Origin of the sequence: Selenomonas sp. WCT3 (assembly GCA_900100835.1) — a bacterium.
Taxonomy (GTDB): domain Bacteria; phylum Bacillota; class Negativicutes; order Selenomonadales; family Selenomonadaceae; genus Selenomonas_A; species Selenomonas_A ruminantium_E.
The window spans coordinates 114,120-138,517 of sequence record FNCM01000005.1; the positions used below are offsets into that span (position 1 = coordinate 114,120).

19 protein-coding genes, 3 pseudogenes, 1 riboswitch and 1 other annotated feature are annotated in these 24,398 nt (G+C 51.7%); of the genes and pseudogenes, 4 read left to right on the forward strand and 18 right to left on the reverse strand.

Going from position 1 to position 24,398, the window contains the following annotated elements:
* Positions 1-5: 5 nt before the first annotated feature.
* The 4 genes and pseudogenes from pheT to BLQ36_RS13590 all read right to left on the reverse strand — a co-directional run.
* Positions 6-2,441 (reverse strand): phenylalanine--tRNA ligase subunit beta, encoded by a 2,436-nt coding sequence (gene pheT, locus BLQ36_RS06310; RefSeq protein WP_074514680.1) that lies wholly within the window; start codon positions 2,439-2,441, stop codon positions 6-8.
* A gap of 18 nt (positions 2,442-2,459) precedes the next feature.
* On the reverse strand, positions 2,460-3,485 hold the full coding sequence (pheS, locus tag BLQ36_RS06315; RefSeq protein WP_074514681.1) for a phenylalanine--tRNA ligase subunit alpha: 1,026 nt from the start codon (positions 3,483-3,485) through the stop codon (positions 2,460-2,462).
* Positions 3,486-3,535: 50 nt separating this feature from the next.
* Positions 3,536-3,730: a binding site (T-box leader), on the reverse strand.
* A 64-nt stretch (positions 3,731-3,794) separates the two neighbouring features.
* Positions 3,795-4,448: a hypothetical protein gene (locus tag BLQ36_RS06320; protein WP_318260927.1), complete on the reverse strand. Its 654-nt coding sequence runs from the start codon at positions 4,446-4,448 to the stop codon at positions 3,795-3,797.
* A gap of 35 nt (positions 4,449-4,483) precedes the next feature.
* A pseudogene (locus BLQ36_RS13590) lies at positions 4,484-4,696 on the reverse strand (transposase); the annotation flags it as partial.
* A gap of 318 nt (positions 4,697-5,014) precedes the next feature.
* Between BLQ36_RS13590 and BLQ36_RS06330 the strand changes: the two are divergent.
* Positions 5,015-5,635 (forward strand): annotated as a pseudogene (locus tag BLQ36_RS06330) (transposase); the annotation flags it as partial.
* 254 nt (positions 5,636-5,889) lie between these two features.
* On the opposite strand, the gene BLQ36_RS06335 reads toward BLQ36_RS06330, so the two are convergent.
* The 14 genes from BLQ36_RS06335 to BLQ36_RS06405 all read right to left on the reverse strand — a co-directional run bounded on the left by BLQ36_RS06335 (position 5,890) and on the right by BLQ36_RS06405 (position 21,336).
* Complete coding sequence (locus tag BLQ36_RS06335; RefSeq protein ID WP_074514682.1) at positions 5,890-8,436, reverse strand: DEAD/DEAH box helicase family protein; 2,547 nt, start codon at positions 8,434-8,436, stop codon at positions 5,890-5,892.
* A 12-nt stretch (positions 8,437-8,448) separates the two neighbouring features.
* On the reverse strand, positions 8,449-8,844 hold the full coding sequence (locus BLQ36_RS06340) for a hypothetical protein (RefSeq protein ID WP_074514684.1): 396 nt from the start codon (positions 8,842-8,844) through the stop codon (positions 8,449-8,451).
* On the reverse strand, positions 8,841-9,578 hold the full coding sequence (locus BLQ36_RS06345) for an IS30 family transposase (RefSeq protein ID WP_318260935.1): 738 nt from the start codon (positions 9,576-9,578) through the stop codon (positions 8,841-8,843). Before BLQ36_RS06345 ends, BLQ36_RS06340 begins: the two co-directional genes overlap by 4 nt.
* A 244-nt stretch (positions 9,579-9,822) precedes the next feature.
* Positions 9,823-10,035, reverse strand: a complete 213-nt coding sequence (locus BLQ36_RS06350) for a hypothetical protein (protein ID WP_074514686.1) — start codon at positions 10,033-10,035, stop codon at positions 9,823-9,825.
* 3 nt (positions 10,036-10,038) lie between these two features.
* Positions 10,039-10,518: a DUF3990 domain-containing protein gene (locus tag BLQ36_RS06355; protein ID WP_074514687.1), complete on the reverse strand. Its 480-nt coding sequence runs from the start codon at positions 10,516-10,518 to the stop codon at positions 10,039-10,041.
* Positions 10,515-10,730, reverse strand: a complete 216-nt coding sequence (locus tag BLQ36_RS06360) for a DUF3791 domain-containing protein (RefSeq protein WP_074514689.1) — start codon at positions 10,728-10,730, stop codon at positions 10,515-10,517. Before BLQ36_RS06360 ends, BLQ36_RS06355 begins: the two co-directional genes overlap by 4 nt.
* Before the next feature lie 206 nt (positions 10,731-10,936).
* The gene (locus BLQ36_RS06365) at positions 10,937-11,464 is read right to left on the reverse strand and encodes a peptide-methionine (S)-S-oxide reductase (protein WP_074514691.1); all 528 of its coding nucleotides are present in this window, start codon (positions 11,462-11,464) and stop codon (positions 10,937-10,939) included.
* A 2-nt stretch (positions 11,465-11,466) separates the two neighbouring features.
* Positions 11,467-12,669: a methylmalonyl Co-A mutase-associated GTPase MeaB gene (gene meaB, locus BLQ36_RS06370; protein ID WP_074514693.1), complete on the reverse strand. Its 1,203-nt coding sequence runs from the start codon at positions 12,667-12,669 to the stop codon at positions 11,467-11,469.
* A gap of 13 nt (positions 12,670-12,682) precedes the next feature.
* On the reverse strand, positions 12,683-14,884 hold the full coding sequence (scpA, locus tag BLQ36_RS06375) for a methylmalonyl-CoA mutase (protein ID WP_074514695.1): 2,202 nt from the start codon (positions 14,882-14,884) through the stop codon (positions 12,683-12,685).
* Positions 14,884-17,079, reverse strand: a complete 2,196-nt coding sequence (locus BLQ36_RS06380; protein ID WP_074514696.1) for a methylmalonyl-CoA mutase family protein — start codon at positions 17,077-17,079, stop codon at positions 14,884-14,886. Before BLQ36_RS06380 ends, scpA begins: the two co-directional genes overlap by 1 nt.
* A gap of 353 nt (positions 17,080-17,432) precedes the next feature.
* Positions 17,433-17,619, reverse strand: a riboswitch (cobalamin riboswitch).
* Positions 17,620-17,624: 5 nt separating this feature from the next.
* The gene (locus BLQ36_RS06390; protein WP_074514699.1) at positions 17,625-19,034 is read right to left on the reverse strand and encodes an AMP-binding protein; all 1,410 of its coding nucleotides are present in this window, start codon (positions 19,032-19,034) and stop codon (positions 17,625-17,627) included.
* Positions 19,031-20,179 (reverse strand): acetyl-CoA C-acyltransferase, encoded by a 1,149-nt coding sequence (locus BLQ36_RS06395; protein WP_074514701.1) that lies wholly within the window; start codon positions 20,177-20,179, stop codon positions 19,031-19,033. The genes BLQ36_RS06390 and BLQ36_RS06395 overlap by 4 nt, the downstream gene beginning before the upstream one ends.
* A 2-nt stretch (positions 20,180-20,181) precedes the next feature.
* Entirely contained in the window at positions 20,182-20,748 is a 567-nt protein-coding gene (locus BLQ36_RS06400; RefSeq protein WP_074514702.1) for a biotin transporter BioY, read from the reverse strand.
* A 45-nt stretch (positions 20,749-20,793) separates the two neighbouring features.
* Positions 20,794-21,336, reverse strand: coding sequence for a hypothetical protein (locus tag BLQ36_RS06405; RefSeq protein ID WP_074514703.1), 543 nt, complete (start codon positions 21,334-21,336; stop codon positions 20,794-20,796).
* A 219-nt stretch (positions 21,337-21,555) separates the two neighbouring features.
* On the opposite strand from BLQ36_RS06405, the pseudogene BLQ36_RS13655 reads away from it, so the two are divergent.
* The 3 genes and pseudogenes from BLQ36_RS13655 to BLQ36_RS06415 all read left to right on the forward strand — a co-directional run.
* Positions 21,556-21,621, forward strand: a pseudogene (locus tag BLQ36_RS13655) (zinc-ribbon domain-containing protein); the annotation flags it as partial.
* Between the two features lie 87 nt (positions 21,622-21,708).
* On the forward strand, positions 21,709-22,242 hold the full coding sequence (locus BLQ36_RS06410) for a hypothetical protein (RefSeq protein ID WP_318260928.1): 534 nt from the start codon (positions 21,709-21,711) through the stop codon (positions 22,240-22,242).
* A gap of 171 nt (positions 22,243-22,413) precedes the next feature.
* Positions 22,414-24,363 carry a peptidase U32 family protein gene (locus tag BLQ36_RS06415; protein ID WP_074514706.1) on the forward strand — a complete coding sequence of 650 codons (1,950 nt, stop codon included), beginning with the start codon at positions 22,414-22,416 and terminating at the stop codon, positions 24,361-24,363.
* Positions 24,364-24,398 lie beyond the last annotated feature (35 nt).

Below are 24,398 nucleotides of genomic sequence, written 5' to 3' on the forward strand. Positions count from 1 at the left end.
CCCTCTTACGCGCGCAGTTCCGCCTGGAACTTGTCCTCAACGGCCTTGAGGATGCTGTTGAAGCCTGCATCGGCCTCCTCATCGGTCAGGGTCTTGTCCTTGGACTGAAACTTGAGGTTGAAGGCCAGGCTCTTCTTGCCTGCGGCCACATGCTCGCCCGTGTAAACGTCAAACAGCGTCACGCCGCAGAAGAACTTGCCGCCATTCTTCTCGATGACCGTCTTGATATCGCCTTCGGCCACCGACTCGTCAACGACGATAGCCAGGTCGCGGGCGATGGCCGGATATTTCGGCAGGGACTCGTAGTGGAAGTTCTTCGCCGTGTATTTCATCAGCGTCTCGACATCCATCTCGAAAAGGTAGACCTTCTGCTTGATGCCAAAGTTGGCAGCGACTGCCGGATGCAGCTCGCCCACCGTAGCGATCACCTCGCGGCCCTTCTTGAAGAGGGCCGTCTTGCCCGGATGCAGGGCGAAATGCTCGCCCGCCTCAACCGTGTAGCCGGAGATCGACAGAGCACGGAAGAGCTCCTCGACGATGCCCTTCATATCGTAGAAGTCCACCATCTCATTTCCCTGGTTCCAGCCAAACGGATGACGACGGCCCGTGATAAGGCCTGTGAGCTTCACGACCTCATCGGGAAGCTCCGTGACCGGCAGTGCCTTCGGGAAGAATACCGGCGCCACGTCGAACAGTCGGATATCGGTATTCTTGCGCGCAAAGTTGCGCACGGTATTTTCCATGATGCTTGTGAGCAGGCTCGTGCGGACCAGCGGTGCATCGTCGTTCAGCGGGTTCATGATGGGGATAGCCTGGCGCAGCGGGCTGTCTGTCGGCACCTGCATCTTGTCGAACATCTCGGTGCTCGTGAAGCTGAAGGACAGCTCCTCGGTCATACCCAGGCTTGCCAGCACATGCTTGATCTTATCGATGAAGTTCTGGCGGTCGCTCTGGCGGCCCTGCATGATGCTGCCCCGCGGCGAAGTCGACAGGATGTTGTCAAAGCCATAGATGCGGGAAACTTCCTCGGAAAGGTCTTCCATATAGGTGCAGTCATTGCGCCAGGACGGAACCGTAGCCGTGTAGACCTCCGCGCCCTTCTCCTCAACGCCAAAGCCCAGACTCTCGAGGATTTCCACCATCTTGGCCCCAGCCAGCTTCGTGCCCAGGCGCTTGTTGATCTGCTCCGCCGTGAAGTCGATAGTGACCGGGGCCTTCGGTGCCGGATAGACATCGACGATGCCCTTCGTAACCGTGCAGGCACCCATTTCCTGCAAGAGCTGGGCAGCACGGTCGAGAGCACGCGGCGTATTCGTCACATCGACACCGCGCTCGAAGCGGCCCGATGCCTCGGAGTGCAGGCCGCAGCTGCGGGAGGTGCGGCGGATGTTCGGGCCATAGAAGGATGCTGCCTCGAGAACGACCGTCGTGGTCTTCTCGGTGACTTCCGTCTCCAGGCCGCCCATGACACCAGCCAGGCCAGCCGGCTTCTCATCGTCAGCAATGACGAGCTCCGTGCCCTTGGCTACCCGCGACGAATCGTCGAGGGTATGGAGATTCTCGCCAGCCTTGGCGACACGAGCCGTCAGGTGATGGCCCTTGATTTCATCATAGTCATACGCATGCATCGGCTGCCCCAGCTCGATCATGACAAAGTTCGTGACATCGACGACGTTGTTGATGGCGCGGATGCCAGCCCCTTCCAGGCGCTGCTGCATCCACTCCGGCGACGGGCCGATCTTGACATTTTTCAGCACGCGGGCCGAGAAACGGTCACAGAGGTCATTGGCCTCGATGTCAATCTTGACCATGTCAGCAGCACTTGCCTCATCGTCCTCGTTGACCTTGATTTCCGGATAGTGGGGCTCGTTGCCCGTAAGCACAGCGGCCTCACGCACAAGGCCCATAACGCTGAAGCAGTCGCCGCGGTTGGCCGTGAGCTCAAACTCCAGCACCACATCGTCAAGGCCCAACACATCTTTAGCCGGAACCCCTACCGGCGTATCAGCAGGCAGGATATAGATACCGTTCTTCTGCTCCTCGGGCAGCTTATCAAGATCCATGTGGAGCTCGTCCGCCGAGCAGAGCATGCCGTTTGACGGCAGGCCGCGCAGTTTGCCCTTCTTGATGTGCAGACCGTTGGGCAGATGGGCGCCAATCATAGCTACCGGCACAACCTGGCCCTCTTTGACATTCTGGGCACCCGTGATGATCTGGATGAGATCTTTTTCGCCCACATTCATCTGACAGATCTGCAGATGATCCGAATCCGGATGAGCCTCAAGCTTTTCAATGCGGCCCGTGACCACCTTGTCAAGACCTTCGTCCGCACGGATAACGTTTTCGACCGGCACGCCGGACATGGTATATTTATCGGCAAGCTCTTCTGCCGTCTCGTTAAATTTAATGTAATCGTTCAGCCATTTAATGGAAACCTGCATCGTATAACCTCCTCAATCTCAGAACTGGCTCAGAAAACGCGTGTCGTTATCGTAGAACAAGCGCAGGTCATCGACACCGTAGGATAGCATGGCAATACGCTCGACGCCCATGCCGAAGGCAAAACCGCTGACCTTCTTCGGATCGTAGCCGCTCATCTCGAGGACATGGGGATGAACCATGCCAGCACCGAGGATCTCGAGCCAGCCCGTGCCCTTGCAGACCTTGCAGCCTTCGCCATGGCACATGACACAGGAAATATCGACCTCAGCCGACGGCTCCGTGAACGGGAAGAAACTCGGACGGAAACGAACGCCGACGTTCTCATTGAAAATCTGATGCAGGAAGAGTTCCAGCGTGCCTTTAAGGTCTGCCAGGCTAATGCCCTCATCAATGACCAGGCCTTCGACCTGGGTGAACATCGGGGAATGGGTAGCATCGTACTCATCGCGGCGGTAGACGCGGCCCGGTGCAATCATGCGAATCGGTTTATTCGGTTCATTACTCTGCATCGTGCGAGCCTGAACTGGCGAGGTCTGCGAACGCATGAGAATCTCCTCCGTAATATAGAAGGAATCCTGCATATCGCGGGCCGGATGATCCTTCGGCAGATTCAGTGCCTCAAAGTTAAAGTAGTCGCGCTCAATCTCTGGGCCTTCCTCAACGCTGAAACCCATGTGCACGAAAATGTCCTTGATGCGCTCAAGAGTCAGCGTCAGCGGATGCAGATGGCCCATCGGCACATTGCGGCCCGGCAACGTAATATCGATTTTCTCGCTGGCAAGGCGTGCCTCAAGCTCTTTGGCCTTGAGGACATTGTTCTGCTCACCGATAAGGCTTTCAATCTCGCCCTTAGCGGCGTTGACAATAGCGCCGACCTTCGGACGATCCTCCGGGCTAAGGCTGCCCATGCCGCGCAGGATCGCGGTGAACTCGCCCTTCTTGCCCAGATATTTGACGCGGATATCGTTTAAGGCAGCCACATCAGCGGCGCCCTTGACGGCTGCGGCAGCTTCGGCCTTCAGCTGTGCAATCTTCTCTTCCATCGAATAACCTCCTAATATCAAAAAAGCCCTCGCCCCTTGCGCAATAGCGCACGAGGGGCGAAGGCATAAATTCGCGGTACCACCCTGATTTTTCACTCAAATGACTTTAACGCAGTCCTACGTCCGGCATTTCCTCCGAAAGACTCCAAAGCGAACGTTCACCCCGCCGCACCGTCCCCTTTCCACCAACCGGGGACTCTCTAAAGATGTTCTGCGAGCCTACTCTTCTTTTTCATCGTCACGATACGTTAAAGTGTAACATAGATAGCCGTATTTTGCAAATCGCCATCATGAAGCATGTCAAAAACATCAATCTTTCCAATAATACTTGAAAGTACTTTGCGGGTATTCCTTAGGATGAACCCAGCCGACCGTTCCATCTGCCTTTCTAAGGCACATCCAAAAATCAATACCTAGAGAACGATCTGTTGCCTCACCAATATAACTTCCCCAAACTGCATATGAATTCGCAGTATTGACCCCTCTGATATTATAGCCTTCCAGCCACCAAAGGAGTTGCCCATTCCAGTATCCGAGATACGTTCCCTCGCCTGTGTACTGCAACAAATAGATAATTGTCCCCGGATAAAGCGTTATTTTTTCAGATGATGCCGATTGATATTTATACGCCTGCACAGTTTTTTCCACTCGAACGGCATGCCGATTGGGGTGGGTATACACTACACAAGAGATGCGATTCACAATTTCTCCTGAAGAAATATTCCCCGTTACGTTATCACTATTAGGAGCCGCATAAAGCGTTAACGGATTCTCGATTTTTATTCTCACATTAACTTCAGCTTCAGCAGGCATTCTATCCCAAACCGTATAATCAGCCGGAGCCCCATCAGCCAGTGCATAAGACGCTGTTGAAAACATCAAAGCCATAATCAATATGGAAAGTTTTATAAACAATTTAATCATATCATCACTCACCCCAAGTATTTTCCCTTCACTTATCATCATTTCACTTCCCAGTCCATAAAGGAGACGGATTGTCAAGCTAAGTGCAACACTTTCTCAAAATGGACCTCATATGGTGTTTTGTAGTTAAGACATTTCCTAGGGCGTAAGTTCATCATAGCTACTTTTCTCTGTATGCAATCATCAGAGATTTCTGTTATGTCTTTGCCCTTGGGAAAATATTCTCTAAGCAGGCCGTTAGTATTCTCGTTGGAGCCCCTTTGCCAAGGTTGATGAGGCTGCGGAAACACGGTAGATGGTCGTGGTGCTTACGACGCATTGGCCATATTCAGCTCGCAACCGTCCAGCAATTTCCTCTGGAGACCACTGGCATTCGAGCAGCCTGTGCTTCACATGATCCAACAGACTGGTGCATTCCAGCCTGTTATGGAATAGCCCTTGGCTCGAAGAAATAGTAGCTTTTCTCTCTCATATAGTGTAAGATGTTTGTAATGACGCATAGTTTCTCCTGGAAATGGGTTGTAGCAAACACCATTATACCAGAGGTCTATGCGTTATTTTATTTTACGCTATGTGCTGTTGCACTTAGATTGTAAATCCGTCGCTTATGGATTAGCGACACCGAAGGAAAGCACAACTGGATGCAGATTTTTGACGAAATCAAGGCCCGCGGTGTCGAAGGCGTGGCTTTTATCAGCATGGACGGCGTTTCTGGTCTGGAAGAAGGGGCAAAGGCCATCTTCCCGCAGGTCGTAGTACAACGCTGCATTGTGCACCTTATTCGCAATTCCATCAAGTATATCCCGTCCAAGGATTACAAAGGATTTACAGCCCAGCTTAAGAAAATTTATGGTGCCGTTAATCTCAAAACGGCCATTGCTGAATTTGACCGGTTCAAGGAAGCTTGGAAACAATATCCTGGAGCTGTGGGCGTATGGGAAAGGAACTGGATGCATGTAGAGCAGCTTTTCCGTTACGGCAGTGCCGTACGCCGCGTAATGTATACCACCAACGCCATTGAGAGCGTTAATTCCAGCTTCCGCAAAGTAACCCGAAAAGGTGCATTCCCCCATGAAAACGCCGTTCGCAAGATTCTTTATCTGCGTATTCTGGAGCTATACAAAAAATGGCAGGGGCATCCCATTATGCGGTGGTCTATGGTACGAAACCAGCTTGCAGTAGATGAGAAGATTCAGGCACGGATGTTAAAATACGAGCAATATTAAGCTTTTTCCCTATAGAAAAGGCGGCCCTTTCGGACCGCTTTTCTTATGGCAAAAAAACTTACACACTTCTCTTGACAAACTCCGGTTTCAGGGTTGACGCTTGGCTATCGGGGGACGGGCAGCTCACCCCCCTCAGGTGCCAGCCCACCTTCCGTCACTGATAGCTGTCAGGACATTATCGGAGGACGGAGGCTGGCTGGCTTAAAGTTTATTATTCAGCATTTCCCAAGTGACCTAATGTTGAAGCCTCAATCTTACTCATACTGCGTTGACGCTCCGCACTTGTCGCAGAACTTTGTTGCCTCTGGAAGCTTATGCCCACAATTTCGACAATATTTATATCCAGCCTCCACTCCCTTAGCTTTGGGATTGAACATTTCATCTTTATCCGTAAGATTAGACGACTTGCCCACCCCCTGGCTGGATTTCGATACCACAGGGCTATTTTCTTTCTTCAATCTCTGATAGTCAATTTTATAACGCTCAGATAGCGTATCCAGTTCACTGTCCCACATCTCAGAGTCTGGATATGACCACTCTGTATCTCGGAATATTCCATCATGATTCCAAAGTCCATTCGCATGAAGCAATTCATGATAAATTACATACTTGATAGCCTCTCTACTAACATCTGGTGAAGACAGCAATTTATTGATTCGAATCTTAAATTTATTATCACCAAGGTTATAACATTTACCAAGCCATGATTTTACTACCCGTTCACTCCAAGTAATGCTCTGCAAATTTGCCGTCCTTAACTTTGGATATGCCTTATATACTTCGTCTGCTAATTCATTTATATCATAATAGTCAGGTATGCAATTAAATTCCTTGCGCTCATCCTCTTCAATCAAAGCTGCTTGACGGTAAGCGGAAAGAACATTTTCAATCGCTCGTTTGTACGCCCCTATTGTAGGATATAACTTCTGCATTTGATGGGACATATTATAAAATTCACGAATCAACAAAAGTGCTTCTTTGGTTAATCTTTCTATATTGTTTTTGTCAATATCCACTAGGCTATCTGCTACAGAATGTGGGTCTGATTCATCTATATAGGCCAGCTCGAAATAAGGTGGCATTTCTTTATATTCTTTGATATGTGCAATTATATTCTTCATATCTGCGTCAGACGGGATAGAACCTTCAATAAAATAATTCTGTTGTATCTGCGCACTTGAAATACGGCCAGCAATAATCGTATGAAGGAATTTCTGCATATCATGGTATCCTTCCAGCTGATCGTTCATTACGAGAATTGCATTATGGTTATTTAATCCATACCATCCAACTGGCCAATGCGGAATTTCATTCGTAACCTCCCAATTTGTTTTCAAATTCTCATCAACAATCTTATGCATTTCTTTTATGACTTCTTCAGGAATTTCTTCAATGCCATCTTTTTCCTCTTGCTCTTCCTCCTCATTCTCCTCTCCCTCATCTTTTTCAGAATCAGATTCCTCTATTATAGGATCCTGATCAGCTAATCTTTCCTCTATACTCTCATCCTCAATATTAAAAATATCCAATCCTTCGGGCTTAAACCAGAAATGCAACAACTCCCAATTATCATGAAAGTCTACAATATACGCATCTTTAGTTCCACCTGCATACGTGCCCCGTAACCCTCGCCCTACCATTTGCATAAATAATGTATCACTATTAGTTTCACGTGTCATAAAGACAGTCTGTATGTCAGGAACATCGCTACCTTCAGTCATAATCTGTACATTAATCAATACGCTATATTTATTTCTCCGGAAATCCTCTATAACTTCACGACTATCTGGGCGGTTAGATATTGCATAGTTACATGACACTCCAGCTTTCTGAAACTCTTCGCATAATTTTTGAGCATGTTCTTGATTAATGGCAAATATCAGCGTCTTTCCGTAGAGTTTCTTATTTTTAAGGTAATGATTAACAATACACATATTTCTCGCTTTAGATTGTGCAATTTTCTCAAGTATGCCTTCTCCCAATTCTCCAAATTTCTCAAAAAACTCAATACTCTTTGCGTCTAATGAATATGCACTATCACCATGGATATCTGTATCCACACGTTCATAATGTGGTACAGCAAGATATCCATACTGTATTAGTTGCTGCAGTGTAACTTCATAAATAAATCCCTTGCCTCTTTTTTCAACATTCTTTTCAACGTTAAACATCTTGAGTAATTGCTGATTATCCTGTAAACGTTTTGGAGTTGCAGTTAGCCCCAATAACACCATGGCAGGATTTACACGTCTAATAACCTCCAATACCTTTTGGTATGAATTCATTGGTGCATGATGTGCTTCATCAATAACAACTACAACTTTACGTGCACCTTGAGCCCCAAGCATTCGTTTTATAAATCGGCAACCTTTCTTTGAGGCAGCTGACAGTATCGAGCAAACATTAATATCAAACCCACATGCTTGCGACATACTGGCATGCTGACCTGAAACAGGCAGTATTTTAATCTTGCTAATGCCACGCTCAGAGAGAATCGGTGCCACTCTGCAAAATTCTTGTACCGCCTGTTCAACAAGACCTTGTCTATGTACAAACCATACTATACGATATCCCGCAGGAATTGCAGTTTCCATAAGCCAGGTAATTGTGGTAAAAGTTTTTCCACTTCCTGTTGGCATTATCAACAGTCCACTTTGAGAAGATTTCTGTGTCCCAGACATATCGTAATATTCATTTAATGCGTCCACTGCATTTTGTTGGTGCGGCATCATCAATTTGCGTCCATCAGTACGAGATTTTGTCGTATTTATAGTAATTGCCCATTTACCCGCGTAACTCATCACATATTCCCCCTATACTGCTTCAACTGTTAGTCCATTGATTTCACAATAATGGTGCAGGAATTTCCTAGCCTTTTCTTTCTCTGCCACATCCTTTTTAATATCAATGGCTTTTTTCAAAAACTCTATCGCCATATCATCATCCAAATTTCTATACAATCCACTTCCCCATAAATTATCTGGATTGGTGCTAGTGCTTGCAATATCCCAATACTTAAATCGTTTTGCTTCCTCGAATGTAAAAGAAAGGAGATAATCATCCTTTTCCACGGCATAAATACGGTCGTTATCATTTTCGGCTGGTTCTATCCTTCCTATGATAAACAAGCCTACAACGACACGTTCCTTATCAACATCCGTATAATCATCATTCGGGAGTTGAGTCGTCAATATACGACGGATTGTCAAGCTAAGTGCAACACTTTCTCAAAATGGACCTCATATGGTGTTTTGTAATTAAGACATTTCCTAGGGCGTAAGTTCATCATAGCTACTTTTCTCTGTATGTAGTCATCAGAGATTTCTGTTATGTCTTTGCCCTTAGGGAAATATTCTCTAAGCAGGCCGTTGGTATTCTCGTTGGAACCTCTCTGCCACGGCTGGTGCGGCTGCGGGAAATAGAATGGCAGGCCATCTAGGTATTCTGTTACATCAGCATGACGGGCGAATTCCTTGCCCCTGTCGGGCGTTACAGACAGAGCCTTAGCACCAATAAGCAGGTCTATCATTGTCCTGCTGACAGCCTGAGCGTTTTTCTTGTCAGCCTTGCCACACATAAGATAGCGGCTCTTTCGGTCGACAAGGGTTACAAGGCAGGCTTTTCCTTGCTGGCCAACAACAGTATCAGCTTCCCAATGACCTATTTCTGAACGGTTTTCGGCTCCTACCGGGCGTTCTGTAATATCGTGGCTGATCTGGATTTTGCCACGCTTCTCATCAGCGGAGCGCTTCCTCCTGCGCTTGCCACGGTGCCTCAATTTCTTTATGACGCTTGCCGTGGAGGCTTTGGGGGCGTTCAGCCATCCACTGTATATTGCACGGTAGATGGTCGTGGTGCTTATTACGCACTTGCCATATTCGGCTCTCAGCCGTCCGGCGATTTCTTCTGGAGACCACTGACATTCGAGCAGCCTGTGCTTCACATGCTCCAAGAGACTGGTGTATTCCAGCCTGTTATGGAATAGCCCTTGGCTCGAAGAAATAGTAGCTTTTCTCTCTCATATAGTGTAAGATGTTTGTAATGACGCATAGTTTCTCCTGGAAATGGGTTGTAGCAAACACCATTATACCAGAGGTCTATGCGTTATTTTATTTTACGCTATGTGCTGTTGCACATAGATTGTAAATCCATCCGCTAAGGCAGCAGTCTTAACAAAGTTATCAGTTCTAACCTTCTGTTTCTTCCAGCAACTGCACTAATACCTTATAATCAAGATACTGGATTCCCTCTACCCCTTGGTGAATCTTATCCGCCAAGTCGCTGCTGTAATAGATACTCATAGCTTTTTCCAATGGGATTGCTTTCTCTTCCGCAATTCGGGCAATGATGCGTTCTTCTAGCTTTTCCTGATATACTTGTTCCAAGATTTTATCGTCCATGGCTCACACCTCAAAGTAAGAATCATACACCAATATCTGGTCAATAGCTTTTTGAGTGATAAATGCTATCTGATCATAATTAGGATATGCTTTGATTTCTTTCAACGCCCTATCCTTTTCCCAAATGCCGGTACGATACAAATCCACTACCCGAAAAACTTTATCATTGGCCACTTTACCAGAAATAATATCATACTCTTTATAATCAAGCGCACCATCACGAGAGCGGCATACAAAATCAATCCATTCCACCATATCGTCAGGGAATGTCTTATACTTCAAACCGCCAATATCATCTGCCATCTGGTAACAATTCACGATAGCATCTTTTCCCTTCTGTAAAGCAGATTTTCTTCGTGCCCAACGCATGGCTTGTTCTTTTACCGTGGTGACATAAAATCCTTGCCCGAAGTCAAGCGGACGATAGGAATGCTGAACATCAGGCTGCCGAATAATCTCTGTGGAACCATGATATACGATCATACCTTCACCCCTCTTATCCGTAAATATTCCCTAATATCATCGACCAGATAACCGCTCCCTTGTGTATGGAGGATATCGTAATTGGGAACAAGATACTCGTCGATGCAACCTGTTGCCTGAAGTTTTTGGTAAACCTGCTTAGGGGACAAATTCCACATATTCGCACAGGCATGAATCATATAAACAACAAATTCCATTGTAGTCTTGTTCATTTCCATTCCTCCTGCCGTACTAAACCAACCATAATTTGCTGATAATAATTATACTATTTTTTCCTCTATTTAGAAAGATTTTATCCCTCGTCAAGAAGTTTTCTGTCCCCACCAAAAGAGCCAGCAATCAGAGCTGTCTAGTTGACTACTCTGATTGCCGGCTCTCTTTATCCTCTACCGATTGCTTCCCATATTTATTTTGTTACCTAATACCGTACCTGCTCCCGAAACGATTTCCAGTCGATAAACGATTCGGCGTCGGGGTGTTTGGCAAAGTACTGCTGATGCTCTTCGGCGGCTTCGCGGAAGGTTTTCAGCGAGGTGGCTTTGGCGTAGCATTTGCGCACGGCTTTGCTGTTGGGGTCGTTGATGGTGAGTCCAGCTGCTGTTGCCGCCGGAGCTTTGCCGCGATTGGCCAAAAAGTGCATGTAAAATTGCAGATGTGGCTCGTCTTCGGCATCGGTATACCAGACACCAGCCCGGAAAGCCTTGCCCACCGCCTTGCCTTGACCGTCGGGACGGTATGGCGTCACGACGGTGAACAGGATATCCATAAGCATGGAGAGATCCACTTTTTTCGGATTGTACTCGACTTCGATGCCATGCACCTCATCGTCGTTACCCTCTCCCGTTAGGTAGCCTGTCCGCGTGGATAGGACGCCGGGCAAGCCAGTGAATACGGCCTGCAATTCGTGGAAATCGCCCCCCGAAAAGTAAATCTTTTTCGTATACATGCCTAACGGCCGCCTCCCTTCTCTTCCCGCGGATGGAACAAATCGTCCTGCCTTGCGGCCGCCCGCTGCACATCAAACATGCGGATGAACTCGGCCACCGCCTGGGTCGGGGAAATCGTGCCCCCCAACACGGCATCCTTGATCTCCGGCATTCTCCCCTTGATGACCGGGTCTTCGAGGAACAGGTTATGCAAATGCTCGTCAATCATGCTGTGCATCCAATCCAGCAGCTGACCATCGCGGCGTTTCTGGAATACGCCGCTTTTCTTGGTCAGTTGTTCAAAGGCCTGCATGACTTCCCATAGTTCCTTGAGTCCTGTCTTTTCGATGGCCGATGCCAGATAGGCATGGGTAGGCCAGCCTGGTGTAGCCGGACGGATGTATTCAATCATGCGCTCGAATTCGCCCCTGGCCACCTTAGCCTTTACGAGGTTATCCCCGTCGGCCTTGTTGATGACAATGGCATCAGCCAGTTCCATGATGCCCTTTTTGATGCCCTGCAGCTCATCCCCCGCTCCGGTCAATACGACAAGCATAAAGAAATCCACCATGGACCGCACCGTCGTTTCTGACTGGCCGACGCCTACGGTCTCGATGAGGATGATATCATACCCGGCAGCTTCACACATCAGCATGGTCTCCCGGCTCTTGCGGGCCACTCCCCCAAGTGTCCCGCCGGCCGGTGACGGACGGATAAAGGCCTCGGGCCGTCTTGACAGCGTTCCCATCCGCGTCTTGTCCCCAAGGATAGAGCCCTTGGTGACCGAACTCGTCGGATCGACAGTCAAGATGGCCACGCGATGCCCCTCATCGCAAAGCATATTGCCCAGAGCCTCAATCATGGTGCTTTTGCCGGCACCCGGAACGCCTGTGATGCCGATGCGCAGAGCCTTGCCCGTGCGCGGCAGGAGCCGCTGGAGCACCCGCTGGGCCTTCTTGAAATGGCGCGGGCTGTTGCTCTCAATGAGCGTGATGGCCCGGGACAGGGTCATGCGGTCACCGCGCGCCACGCCCTCGACGTACTCGTCCTCCGTCAGCACCAGGCGCCGTTTCGGGCGCAGCTTGCCGCTTTGGATGGCCGGATTGATATTGCCGACGGTCGTGTCCTTGATGCCTTCGATGCCGCCCATGACCGAGCAGGCAAATTTCTCATCCTTTTCTTCTGGCACCCAGCTCGGCTTGCTGACCGAATATTTCTGTGCCATGCTTATTACCTCCCTATTCTTCCGCCAGTTCCTCCTTCGCCCGGTCGATGAGCAGCGTCAGCAGCTTGCAGCCGGCCTCAGGGATATTGGTACCTGGGGCAAAGATGGCCACGGCACCGTGCTCATAGAGGAAATCGTAATCCTGCACCGGAATGACGCCGCCGATGGCCACCATAATGTCCTCACGGCCCAGTTTCTTGAGTTCATCGACTAGCTGCGGCAAGAGCGTGTTATGACCAGCAGCCAGGGAACTGAACCCAACCATATGCACATCGTTGTCGACGGCATCCTGGGCGGTTTCCTCCGGCGTCTGGAACAGCGGCCCTACATCGACATCCCAGCCCATATCGGCAAAGCTTGACGCAATGACTTTCTGGCCGCGGTCGTGGCCATCCTGGCCCATCTTGGCGACAAAGATACGCGGCCGGCGGCCCGTGAGTTCCTCGAATTCATCAGCCATATGGCGGGCTTTTTCGAGCGCGCTCTTGTTCGTGAATTCCGACGAATAAACCCCCGAAATCGTGTGGATGACGGCCTGATAGCGGCCCGAAACCTTCTCGACGGCATCGGAAATCTCACCGAGGGTACAGCGCACCCGGGCAGCTTCCACGGCGCATTCCAGCAGGTTGCCGTTGTCGCGGCTGTCGGCGGCCTTCGTGATGGCCTCCAGCGCGCGGCGCACATCGTCGTCGTTGCGCTCGCTGCGGCATTTCTCCAGGCGCTCAATCTGGGCCTGGCGCACCGCCGTGTTGTCGATGGCAAGGATTTCCAGCGGGTCTTCCTTGTCAAGGCGGTATTTGTTGAGGCCCACGATAGTCTCATTGCCCGAATCGATTTTGGCCTGACGGCGGGCCGCCGCCTCCTCGATGCGCATCTTCGGCAGCCCCGTGCTGATGGCCTTGGCCATGCCGCCCAGGGACTCGACCTCCTGGATATGGGCCCAGGCCCGGCGGATGATCTCGTTGGTCAATGCCTCAACATAATACGAGCCGCCCCAAGGGTCGATGATCTTGCAGACCCGCGTCTCATCCTGGATGTAGAGCTGGGTGTTGCGGGCGATACGAGCCGAGAAGTCCGTCGGCAGGGCGATGGCTTCATCCAGCGCATTGGTATGGAGGGACTGGGTGTGCCCAAGGGCTGCGCCCATAGCCTCCATGCAGGTGCGGGAAATGTTGTTGAAGGGGTCCTGGGCCGTAAGGGACCAACCCGAGGTCTGGCAATGGGTGCGCAGGGCCATGGATTTTGGATTCTCGGCGCCAAAGGATTTGACGATCTTGGCCCAGAGCACGCGGGCTGCCCGCATCTTGGCCACTTCCATGAAGTAGTTCTTGCCGATAGCCCAGAAGAAGGACAGACGCTTAGCAAAGGCATCAACAGCCAGCCCGGCATTGATACCCGTGCGCAGGTATTCTAGCCCATCTGCCAGGGTGTATCCCAGCTCAATATCCGCCGTAGCACCGGCCTCCTGCATATGGTAGCCCGAAATCGAGATGCTGTTGAACTTCGGCATGTTCTTGGTCGTATATTCAAAGATATCACCAATGATGCGCATGGACATGTCAGGCGGATAGATATAGGTGTTGCGCACCATGAATTCCTTGAGGATATCGTTCTGGATGGTGCCCGCCATAATTGACTTGTCAACGCCCTGCTCGATTCCCGACTGGATATAAAACGCGAGGATTGGCAGCACCGCACCGTTCATCGTCATCGATACCGACATCTGGTCGAGCGGAATGCCCGAAAACAGGATGTTCATATCGAGCATCGAGCAGACCGAAACGCCGGCTTTGCCAACATCGCCGAGCACGCGCGGATTATCGGCATCGTAGCCGCGATGGGTCGGCAGGTCAAAGGCAATGGACAGGCCCTTCTGACCAGCGGCCAGGTTGCGGCGGTAGAACGCATTGGACTCCTCCGCCGTCGAAAAGCCGGCATACTGGCGGACGGTCCAGGGACGGAATACATACATCGTCGAATAGGGTCCCCGCAGACACGGCGGGATGCCGCTGGCAAAATCGAGATGATTCATGTGGTCGTATTCGTCATGGTTATAGAAGGGTTTTACCGGAATGTGCTCCATCGTACGCGCGGTCATTTCGTCATAGCTGGCGCTGACCTGCTCTTCAAAGAGTTTCTGCCACTCTTCTTTCGTATGCTGCGGTGCCTCCCGCAGGTCCATGCTCGTAAAATCAGGATTCTTAAACGCTGCCATTATGCCATCATTCCTTTCTTCTGCTGCAGGAACTGCAGGATTTTGTAACAATTAGCCCGTACCGAAATGTAATCATCGATGCCCGCCGCGTTATAGGTCTCGAGCAATTCTTTCGGTGCGGCACCGGCCAGATAGACCGTTGCCGCTGGCAGCGCCTTATGAAGTTTGGGAGCTAAATCGGGAACGATTTCCGGATACGTCGCATCGGTGGAGCAGATAACCACGGCATCAGCCCCGGACTCAGCCGCAGCGGCGGCCGCCTCATCCGTGGTCTTAAAGCCATCGTTGCGCAGTACCTCGAAGGCACCCACCTGCAAAAAGCCCGTGGTAAAATCTGCCCTGGCCTTATGCTGAGGAATTGGGCCCATGTTAGCCAGGAAGATGCGCACGTTGTCGCCTTTGTCCGCCGCATATTCTTCCGTGCGGTGACGCAGGGCCTCAAAGCGTTCACTCCAGCGATGGGGTGCGATTTTCTCGACACTTGGCACGTCACCAGCCTTAGAAAGTGTGCCCCAGAGCTCGGGCAGAGTTGCGCCTGCCTCAGCAGCTGCGATGGCCGCCGGCACCCGGTCCGTTTCGGCTGCCGACATTGCCGCCAGTTTCTCCTCATGGTACTTGCCGTCGATATCGGCCAGATAGGCTTCAATGGCCTGGGTACGCTGTTTCTTATTCTCGGCCCAATCCTCCGTGCGCGGGTCGAGAAGTTTTTCCGTCATATTCGGATACATGTTGTTGCCGACGATGCGATCGCGCCGGAGTTCCGCATTCTTGAACCGCTCCGCCAGCACTTCGCCAATGGCTTGCTGAGGTGTCCCCGCCTTCAGCGCCTCCACGATGCCGCCGGCGCCTTCCACTTCCTGGAAGGCCACCCAGATTTTTTCTTTGACCTGTTTCGTCAGCGTTTCTACTGCCCAGGAACCACCGGCCGGATCAATGGGCTGCAAGAGGCCGAACTCTTCCTGCAGGATAATCTGCACGTTGCGGGCAATGCGGCGCGAGAACACGTCGCCCTTGCGAATCGGTTCGTCAAAGGGGGCATTTTCAAAGGAGTCGATACCACCGACAACCCCCGAAAAGATTTCCGTGGTATTGCGCAGCATGTTGACATAAGGGTCATAGACCGTCTTGAAAAAAAGTGCTGGTCTGGCATGGACATGCATGCGCTGGGACTCGGTATTGCCGCCAAAAGCCGCGATGATCTGTGCCCAGATGGGCCGCATAGCGCGGAGCTTGGCAATCTGCAGGAAGAAATTGGCCCCCATGGAAAAGCCGAACAAGATTTGGCTGGCTGCCTCATCAATGGAAAGCCCCCGTTTCTGCAGTTTCCGCAGGTAGGTTACCGCCGTGTCAATCGTATAGGAGGCTTCCTGGATGTCACTGGCACCGCCGCGGCTGTAGACGTCACTGCGAACCATGATGGTGCGCAGGCCCGGTGCATTGGCGATAGCCCATTTGGCGCACTCCGCCATTTCGTCATAGCGGTCGCTAAGGGCTGCCGCCAGGGTTCCCCGCTCGGCCAGCTCGCCAATGGGGTCAGCACCGATAAAGCCGCGGACCGCCTGCATGTCTTTCCCCGATGCCCGGCGCACCGCCGCCACCATGGAAAGCATTGGCAGGGCCGTCTGCCCCGCATAGATGTACAGCGGATGCTCGTCAAGCTTTAAGCCATCCAGCAATACATGGAGGTCATCCAGCGTCGTTACGCTGCAGCCCTCGTCCCCGGGCTTTTCCGCCTCACGGGCATCCTGACCGGTAAGCGTTGACTGGTCAAGTTTGATATGGTAAATCGTCGAGCCTTTTTCCAGCTCGTATTTTAGCAGCTCATTGTTCTCGGCAGGCATCGTCTCATCGCAGGCCTGGGCAATGCCCCAGGGCGACTTGATGTAGCCATTGGGCCGGGACCCACGCAGGAAATCATCCATGCCGGGGAAGGACGTGCGTGGAAGGATTTCCTCGGTGGTATTGCGGAAGTACATGGGATCAAAGGTGATGCCCTCGTAGGTCTTCGTGAACATCTTCTTTTCAAAGGGTGCTCCCTTCAGGAGCGTAATACAGTTCTCCTTCCATTCTTCATACGTCGGCGGCGTAAACTCGTCGAGCGGTACATCGGGGAACTCGGTCTGCTGCTCAGCCTTCTTCAAGATGGCCTGCAGGTCGAGTTCCGACTCTGTCTGTGTCTTTGTTTCATTACTCATATACATTTCCCCCTTTAAAGGTAGAATAATATATGCTCCATTTCATCCGCCCAGGCAAAAAAAGAAGGGTCTCGATCCTTCCACAAATCGAGACCCTTGCTGCAACAAAGGCAGCCAATACATAGAACTGAATGAAATGTATGAGCAATTTCTTCCCCACAGAAGATTCCATGAGGAAAAACCTTTCGCCTAAAGTCAAGAACAGCGAGAATACATACCACAATGAGCCCATTCCCTGCGGCATGCGGAAATGGGCTCATCTTGAAAAACATTCAGTCCTAACGGTCAGGTAAAAGCCTGACTCTTTCTAAACTAAATCGTTCAAGATCCCCATCCCCATCGCTCGCAGGTCAAACGGTGATCGTCAATCAGGCAGTTCTCCTGGCTCCAGTTCATCGCTTCTCCGCGCCTTCCCAAAGAGGCTTTTTCCCTCTCCAGTGACATATCTGCGGAGTCACTCGCTGTTACAGTGGCGGGACCGCGCCGGACTTTACCGGCTTCCCTATTAAGTCTTTCGACACCTGATCCAATCGCGATATTCTTTTTTAACTGACACTTATTTTACTATTGTTTTCGCTTATTGTCAAATAATTTTCCAATTTTTCTCGCAATGCACGACGATTTACCTTGCCACGGTCATTTAAAGGCATTTGGGACAGAAAACAAAGGACACTGGGAACCTCCACCGGCTTTAGCGATTTTCGGATTGCCCGCCGCAGGGCAGACTCCTCAGCACCTTCATCGCGGACGATAAAGGCCGCCAACGTACTGCCACGCAGCTTATCGGCACAAGGCAACACCACCGCTTCGCGGATGCCAACCACCGCCTGCAATTCGTTCTCTACCCGCAGTATGCTGATTTTGACGCCACCCTTATTCACCCAGGCATCCCGGCGGCCTTCAAAAATCAATTCTCCCTTTTCATTTAGATAGCCCGTATCCTTTACCGTAAAGGGAATCTTTGCACCACTCACATGATAGGGTGTATCCACATAGATAAGGCCATCGTGCACCGTAACCCCAATTCCCGGGAAGGGCCGCCCCAAATTGCGGCTGTCGCGCCCGGGATCCGCGCAAATCGCATAGGAGATGTAGTTTAGCTCACTTGCCCCATAGTAGAGAAGGAGCTGCGCCTGGGGCAAAAGCCGTTGTAAATCGCAGATATTGCGCGCACTCAAAAGCTGGGAACCTGTAAACAGGGACTGCACATCGGGCAATGGTTCCTTTAGCGCCGCCGCCAGCAGCTGCAATTTGGTGGGAATCAGGTAAATTACATCCACCGCCCACCCGCGTATAAGCTTCCCCCAGCGGCGGCAGTGCATCGTCTCGCTCGTAATGATGCTGCCTCCTTCATAGAGAACCGCCAGCAGGGAATTGAGATTGCCCGTAAAGCTAAGGCTCCCCTGCAAAAAGAGCCGCGAATCATGACCGACATGAAAAATCGAATTCTGTACGGGAAAGAACCCCGCCCAACTCTCGTAGGTACGATACATTACCTTGGGCGCCCCCGTCGTACCAGAGCTCAGTACCCCAAGAATATCCGGCGCCTCATGTCTCACCCTTTCACACGCGTTTTCTTCCCATGACAGGTCAAATTTTGACTGGTCAAAAGCTGACTTGTCAGATTTGACCGAAAGGGTCAAAAGCCCCTGCAAGCGGTTTTCCCGCAGGATTTCCTGCACTTCCCCAGGGGACAAACCATGATGCAACAGGATAGGCCGCATCTTTACTGCCTGCAAGGCCAAAAAGCCCGCCAACTGACCGGCAAAGGTATCCGCCAGCAGCAAAACATCGGCCCCAGCCAACCCCTGCGGCAGGCGTTCTGCGAGTTGACCGGTCAGCTGCCGAACCAACCGCAAAAACCGTTGATAGCTCCATTCCTCTCCATCCACAACGAGAAACAATTTCTCCGGCTGGCGTGATGCCCCATGTTGTAATAACGTATAATAATTCATTCTACCAACTCCAATGCAATTGCCTCACCCATGCCACCCGCACCGGCAATCGACAGGATGCCGCGGCCACCGCCAGCAGAGCGCAAAGATTCCACCAGATGCGCGAGCAGTATTGCCCCCGACGCGCCGTACGGATGACCATAGGCCAGCGCTCCGCCAAAGCGGTTGTAATTTGCCACGCAGTCCGGATGCACACGCTCAAACAACACATCAATGACCGCAAAGGCCTCGTTAAACTCAATAGCCTGCAAATCCTCGTAGCGCCAGCCAAGCCGCGCAAGCAATACATCGGCCGTGCGCATGGCCCCGCGCGGACTCTGGGTAGGATCGCCGCCAACCGCTGCCTTCCCGACGATACGCGCGAGCGGCCGCCGTTCCTGACGCCGCACATAATCCCCTGATGCCAGCACCGCAAAGGCCGCTCCGTCATTGATGCAGCAGGCCGTCCCCGCCGTAAGTGTCGTGCCTTTCCCCAAAAGCAGCGGCAAACGGCTGAGCAACCGCCAGCTCATACGCGGACGGATGCCGTCGTCACACGACCAGCCTTGAACCGGCACAATCCTATCCTGCAGGACGCCAGTCTTTGCAGCTGCTGCCGCGCGCGCGTGCGACCGCATTGCCCATGCTTCAAGTTCTGCGCGCGTAATACCTTCCTCAGCCGCCACCCGCTCTGCCCCGCGCAGCATCGTATCGGGCGCCATATCACCGGGTGCAAACTGCGCCGTATAGTATTCCCCATTACCATCCGGCACGAGTTTATAGCGCTCATCGGCGGGTGCATACGTCCGCAGTGGCTGCAGCGACGAACTTTCCATACCGCCAGCGAGCCAAAGCTCCCCCTGCCCGCAGGCGATATTTGCATAGGCCATCGCCATAGCTGCGGCCGCTGACGCGCACTGCATATCAACGGTGCAGGCAGGCACCGCCTCGGGCAGCCCCGCCAGCAGCGCCATAAGCCGCGTGATATTGCCGCCCGTGCCGACGGCATTGCCACCGAGGATACCATCAACTGCCGTAAGCCTGCAACGCTGCAACAGTGATTTTATGACTTCAGCGCCCAGCACCTCGGGCCGTATCGCCTTAAACTTTCCGTTCTTGCCGACAATCGGTGTCCGCAGCACATCGAGTACATATACGTCCTGCATGCTTAAAAGTTCTCAAGCATCTTATTGACGCGCACGCCGATAAATGCCGCCAGCAGTGCCTTCATGATATCGCCGGGGATAAATGGGAACACTGCCATAATAAGCCCCTGCCAAAGACCGACTTTCATGACGAGCATCATCGAGATAAGGCCGCCGACATAGGTGAGCGGCACACCGGCGAGCACAGCTGCCAGCGCATAACGGCGAAATGAAATGGCCTTGCCTTTGAGCAGGCTGACGAGCAGGCAGACAAACGGCCAGCCAAAGTAAAAGCCGCCCGTCGGCCCTAAGAGACGGCCCAGGCCGCCCATGCCGCCCGGGAATACCGGCAGGCCCACCGCGCCTAAGAACACATAGGCCGCAATCGTGATAAACGTAAGCTTTGGCGGCAGCACGAGCGCCGTCACCGTCAGCGCCACCGTCAGCGCCGTCACGAGTCCCGGCGTGAACGGCAGTGGAAACGAAATGAATGCCGATACACAACAGAAGGCCAAACAAAGTGCCATCTTCGTCAGCTGCCGCGTCGTAAATTTTTCTTCTGTTAACGTCATGGTTGTTTCTCTCTGCATGTCAAAAACCTGCCTTTATCCTCAAAAAATAAAATCAATGCCTCGTTACTGCCAACGAAAAGCCGCCGTCATTTGCTCCTGCTGGAAAAATTTTCCCGCGGACCAGTCAACCAAAACAGTTCCGGCTGTCATCGCATGATAAAACCGCAGCGAAAGCAGCTTTTTTCCTGCCGGGCGCTCACCTAGCAGCTTTTCCATGAGCAAAAGCCCCGGAATGATCGGCTGTTCCCCTTGATGAATCCAGTTCGTATCGCCAACGGCCTCCGTAAACGCCTGCACTACTGCCGATCCCACCTGCCAATTTGACAAGTCATTTTGACCGGTCAATTGACTTGTCAAATTTGACTTGTCAGGCAGCTGCTTTTGATAGCGGCCTAACAGCATCGTCACCTCAAGCACTTCCTTTCCAGCTGTGCATCGCACCTGGAATAATCCATGCCGGTCCTTTAGCACCTCCAAGCCAGCCGTCGCCACGGATTCATCCTCCATCAGCTGCCAATCGGCCCGCATGATAACTGCGCCAGCAAACCGTCCGCCTTGCAGGCGCGACAACGTCCGCGCCAGCTCGCGAAAAAAGTTTTGTTCCATAATAACCTCCCGCAAACAATTTTCATTATAAACACCTCCGCTCGTATCGTCAACTAATTGTTTTCTCTTTGGTTTACCTTAAGATTATTCCTTTGCTCACCACCGAGAATATCCCATTTCCCGATTTCCAAGAAACTTTTAAAGTTCTTCAAGGGTTATTTTTAATCTTCCATGCTACTTTTAACTATGGACTTTATTTTTATAAAGGAGTGTTTCAATATGTTCTGTAAAAATTGTGGGGAACAGCTCCCCGACAATGCCATTTTCTGTAAAAAATGCGGCACAAAAGTTGTCAACACACTTTCTTCCCCACCCGCTATGCCGTCAAAAAAAAATATTCCAGCTAAACCATATTCCACAGGCAAAAAAATTATGCTAGGAATCCTCGTACTTATTATCCTTATTTTCGGCTCCATCGGAATTCATAACAAAAAACATGCCGACCCCCCGGCAGCACAGCCAACAGCAGCAGAACAACAGCAGCAGCCTAAGCAGGAGCAAAAAGAAGCTCCGAAAAAAGCTCAGCCAGCCCCCAATACGCCACAAATCGCCCTGGACGGAATCCAAATCAAAAAAAATTCCTGGGGTGAACCGCAGCTGCACCTCGATATCCGCAACACCGATGCCGAAAAGACCATCGATAAATATCGCATCGTTGTCTATGCCTTCGACAGTAACGGCCTGCTGATAAAGAGCAGTATCAATGAGGCTACATGTTACCACGGCAGCGGCGAATCGCCAATTGCTCCGGGCGAAACGCTGAAAAACACCAGAACCTGGACGCTTCACGGCTTTGACAACGGGCAAAAATTCCGTGCCAAAGTCATCTATCTCCATTACACAGATAACACCGAATGGAAAGCCGCCAGCGGCCAGGATATCAGTCTGACTGGCACCATCAGCTGACATTTTCCTCTTGTAAGCTTCTGCCCCAGCGGCAGAGGCTTTTTGTTTTTTGGGGCATTTCTGCTTTATCCTTTCATATATATTGAAGCTCTTTCCTTTTCCTGTTATACTTATGAATTAGGACTATCATATATAGATATCATTTATTTTTAAAGGAGTATTTTACCTATTATGATTTTGAATCGTAAATCTGTTGAACTTTTGGCACCAGCGGGCACTTGGGATGCGCTTGTAGCTGGTGTTGAGTCAGGTGCTGATGCCTGCTACCTCGGCGGCAAGCACTTTAATATGCGCATGCACGAAGGCGATTTCAACTTTGACGACGAGATGCTCAAGAAGGCCATCGCCTATACCCACGAGCATGATGTCAAGCTCTACATCACCCTCAACAACCTCATCAGCGACGAAGAAATTCCGGCCCTGCGCGAGTACCTCGCCTACCTCAACGAAATCAAGCCGGATGCTCTGCTCGTGCAGGATTTCGCCGTTCTCGAGCTCGTCCATGAGATGGGTATCGACATCCCCATCCATACGTCGGTCATGATGAACACCCACAACGAGCACGCCATCGAGAAGCTCAAGGAATACGGCATCACGCGCATCGTTGTCGGCCGTGAGATGACCCTTTCCGAGCTCAGCCTGTTCCGTGAGCGCACGGGCATCGAGGTCGAATACTTCATGCATGGCGACATGTGCATGAGTGAAAGCGGCCAGTGCATCCACTCGGGCGTCGTCTTCGGCCAGAGCGGCAACCGCGGCCGCTGCCTCAAACCCTGCCGCTGGGCTTACTCGCTGATTGACGAGGAAACGGGCGAAGTCCTGGACAAGGACAGCGACGGCGCTTACAAGCTGGCCCTCAAGGACATGTGCATGTACCGCTCAATTCCTCAGCTTATCCAGGCTGGCGTCTTCTCCTTCAAGATCGAGGGCCGCATGCGTCCGGCACCGTTCATCCGCCGCATCGTCTCCACCTACCGCAAGGCCATCGATGCCTATCTGGCTGACCCCATGGGCTATCAGGTCGACGAGGAAGGCTGGAAGAGCCTCTACGAGAACCGCGCCCGCGACTTCACGACGACCTTTGCCTTCGGCAATCCGACCAAGAAAGATATCGGCATGACCGGTGAACGCGAACCGCGTTTCTTCAGCGATGCCGTCAAGGAAGCTGGCTTCCAGGATGAGATCCTCAAGAAAGAAGCTGACATCCAGAAGGAGAACGCTGCTCACCGCACGCTGAGTGTCCGCGTGAACACCCTTGACGCGGCAAAGGCTGCTGTCGATAACGGCGCCGATGTCATCTACGTAGGCGGCGAGGCCTTCCGCCCCTTCCATCCATGGAAGCTGTCCGAATACGCCGACATCATCGCCTATGCCAAGGGCAAGGCCAAAGTCGTCATCAATACGCCGCGCACGACCATGCGCCGCGAATGTGGCGAGCTTGAGCAGTTCCTGACGGCGCTTGCCTCCCGCCCGGAGCTTGCCGCCGACGGCATCATGGTCAGCAACCTCGGTTCGCTGAAGCTTGCCAAGCAGTACACCCAGCTGCCAATCCAGGCCGATGTCTCCTTCAACCTGTTCAATCATCTGGCCGCCAAATTCCTCAAGGAAAATGGCCTTACCCAGGCCTGCTCCTCGCTGGAGCTCTCCTTCGAGCAGCTGCGCGAAATTGTCGAAAACTCCGAGCTTCCCGTCGAGACCATCGTCCATGGCTCCTATGAGTCTATGATCTGCGACCACAACATCCCAGGCATGTCGCTGCCCCATTACAGCGAACTCGACAACCCCGAGGTACTTGACCGCCGCTATGCCCTGTTGGACAATGCCAAGGAAAAACATTCCATCCGCATCGACCAGTTCGGCCGCAACCATATCTATTTCGCCAAGGATCTCTGCCTCTATCCGTATCTTAAAAAATTCAACGGCATCGCCTCCTACCGCATCGAGGCGCAGGACTACACGCCGGAATTCACGGGCAAGGTCACGAAAATCTATCGCGAAGCCCTTGACGCCCTGGCCAGCGGCCAGGAAATCGACCAGTCAAGACTGGCAGAACTCAAACAGGGCCCGCGTGAGCTTGGTCTTGGTACCTACCGCTTCCGCCAGAGCCGCAATTCCATCTGACCCATATAGCAAAACGCCCTCCGGTAGTGATGTGC

Excerpts from the sequence above, each read along its gene's own strand:
- pheT (WP_074514680.1), bottom strand. The coding sequence starts at position 2,441 with ATGCAGGTTTCCATTAAATGGCTGAACGATTACATTAAATTTAACGAG.
- pheS (WP_074514681.1), bottom strand. The coding sequence starts at position 3,485 with ATGGAAGAGAAGATTGCACAGCTGAAGGCCGAAGCTGCCGCAGCCGTC.
- BLQ36_RS06320 (WP_318260927.1), bottom strand. The coding sequence starts at position 4,448 with ATGATAAGTGAAGGGAAAATACTTGGGGTGAGTGATGATATGATTAAA.
- BLQ36_RS06335 (WP_074514682.1), bottom strand. The coding sequence starts at position 8,436 with ATGAGTTACGCGGGTAAATGGGCAATTACTATAAATACGACAAAATCT.
- BLQ36_RS06350 (WP_074514686.1), bottom strand. The coding sequence starts at position 10,035 with ATGGACGATAAAATCTTGGAACAAGTATATCAGGAAAAGCTAGAAGAA.
- BLQ36_RS06355 (WP_074514687.1), bottom strand. The coding sequence starts at position 10,518 with ATGATCGTATATCATGGTTCCACAGAGATTATTCGGCAGCCTGATGTT.
- BLQ36_RS06360 (WP_074514689.1), bottom strand. The coding sequence starts at position 10,730 with ATGAACAAGACTACAATGGAATTTGTTGTTTATATGATTCATGCCTGT.
- BLQ36_RS06365 (WP_074514691.1), bottom strand. The coding sequence starts at position 11,464 with ATGTATACGAAAAAGATTTACTTTTCGGGGGGCGATTTCCACGAATTG.
- meaB (WP_074514693.1), bottom strand. The coding sequence starts at position 12,669 with ATGGCACAGAAATATTCGGTCAGCAAGCCGAGCTGGGTGCCAGAAGAA.
- scpA (WP_074514695.1), bottom strand. The coding sequence starts at position 14,884 with ATGGCAGCGTTTAAGAATCCTGATTTTACGAGCATGGACCTGCGGGAG.
- BLQ36_RS06380 (WP_074514696.1), bottom strand. The coding sequence starts at position 17,079 with ATGAGTAATGAAACAAAGACACAGACAGAGTCGGAACTCGACCTGCAG.
- BLQ36_RS06390 (WP_074514699.1), bottom strand. The coding sequence starts at position 19,034 with ATGAATTATTATACGTTATTACAACATGGGGCATCACGCCAGCCGGAG.
- BLQ36_RS06395 (WP_074514701.1), bottom strand. The coding sequence starts at position 20,179 with ATGCAGGACGTATATGTACTCGATGTGCTGCGGACACCGATTGTCGGC.
- BLQ36_RS06400 (WP_074514702.1), bottom strand. The coding sequence starts at position 20,748 with ATGCAGAGAGAAACAACCATGACGTTAACAGAAGAAAAATTTACGACG.
- BLQ36_RS06405 (WP_074514703.1), bottom strand. The coding sequence starts at position 21,336 with ATGGAACAAAACTTTTTTCGCGAGCTGGCGCGGACGTTGTCGCGCCTG.
- BLQ36_RS06410 (WP_318260928.1), top strand. The coding sequence starts at position 21,709 with ATGCTAGGAATCCTCGTACTTATTATCCTTATTTTCGGCTCCATCGGA.
- BLQ36_RS06415 (WP_074514706.1), top strand. The coding sequence starts at position 22,414 with ATGATTTTGAATCGTAAATCTGTTGAACTTTTGGCACCAGCGGGCACT.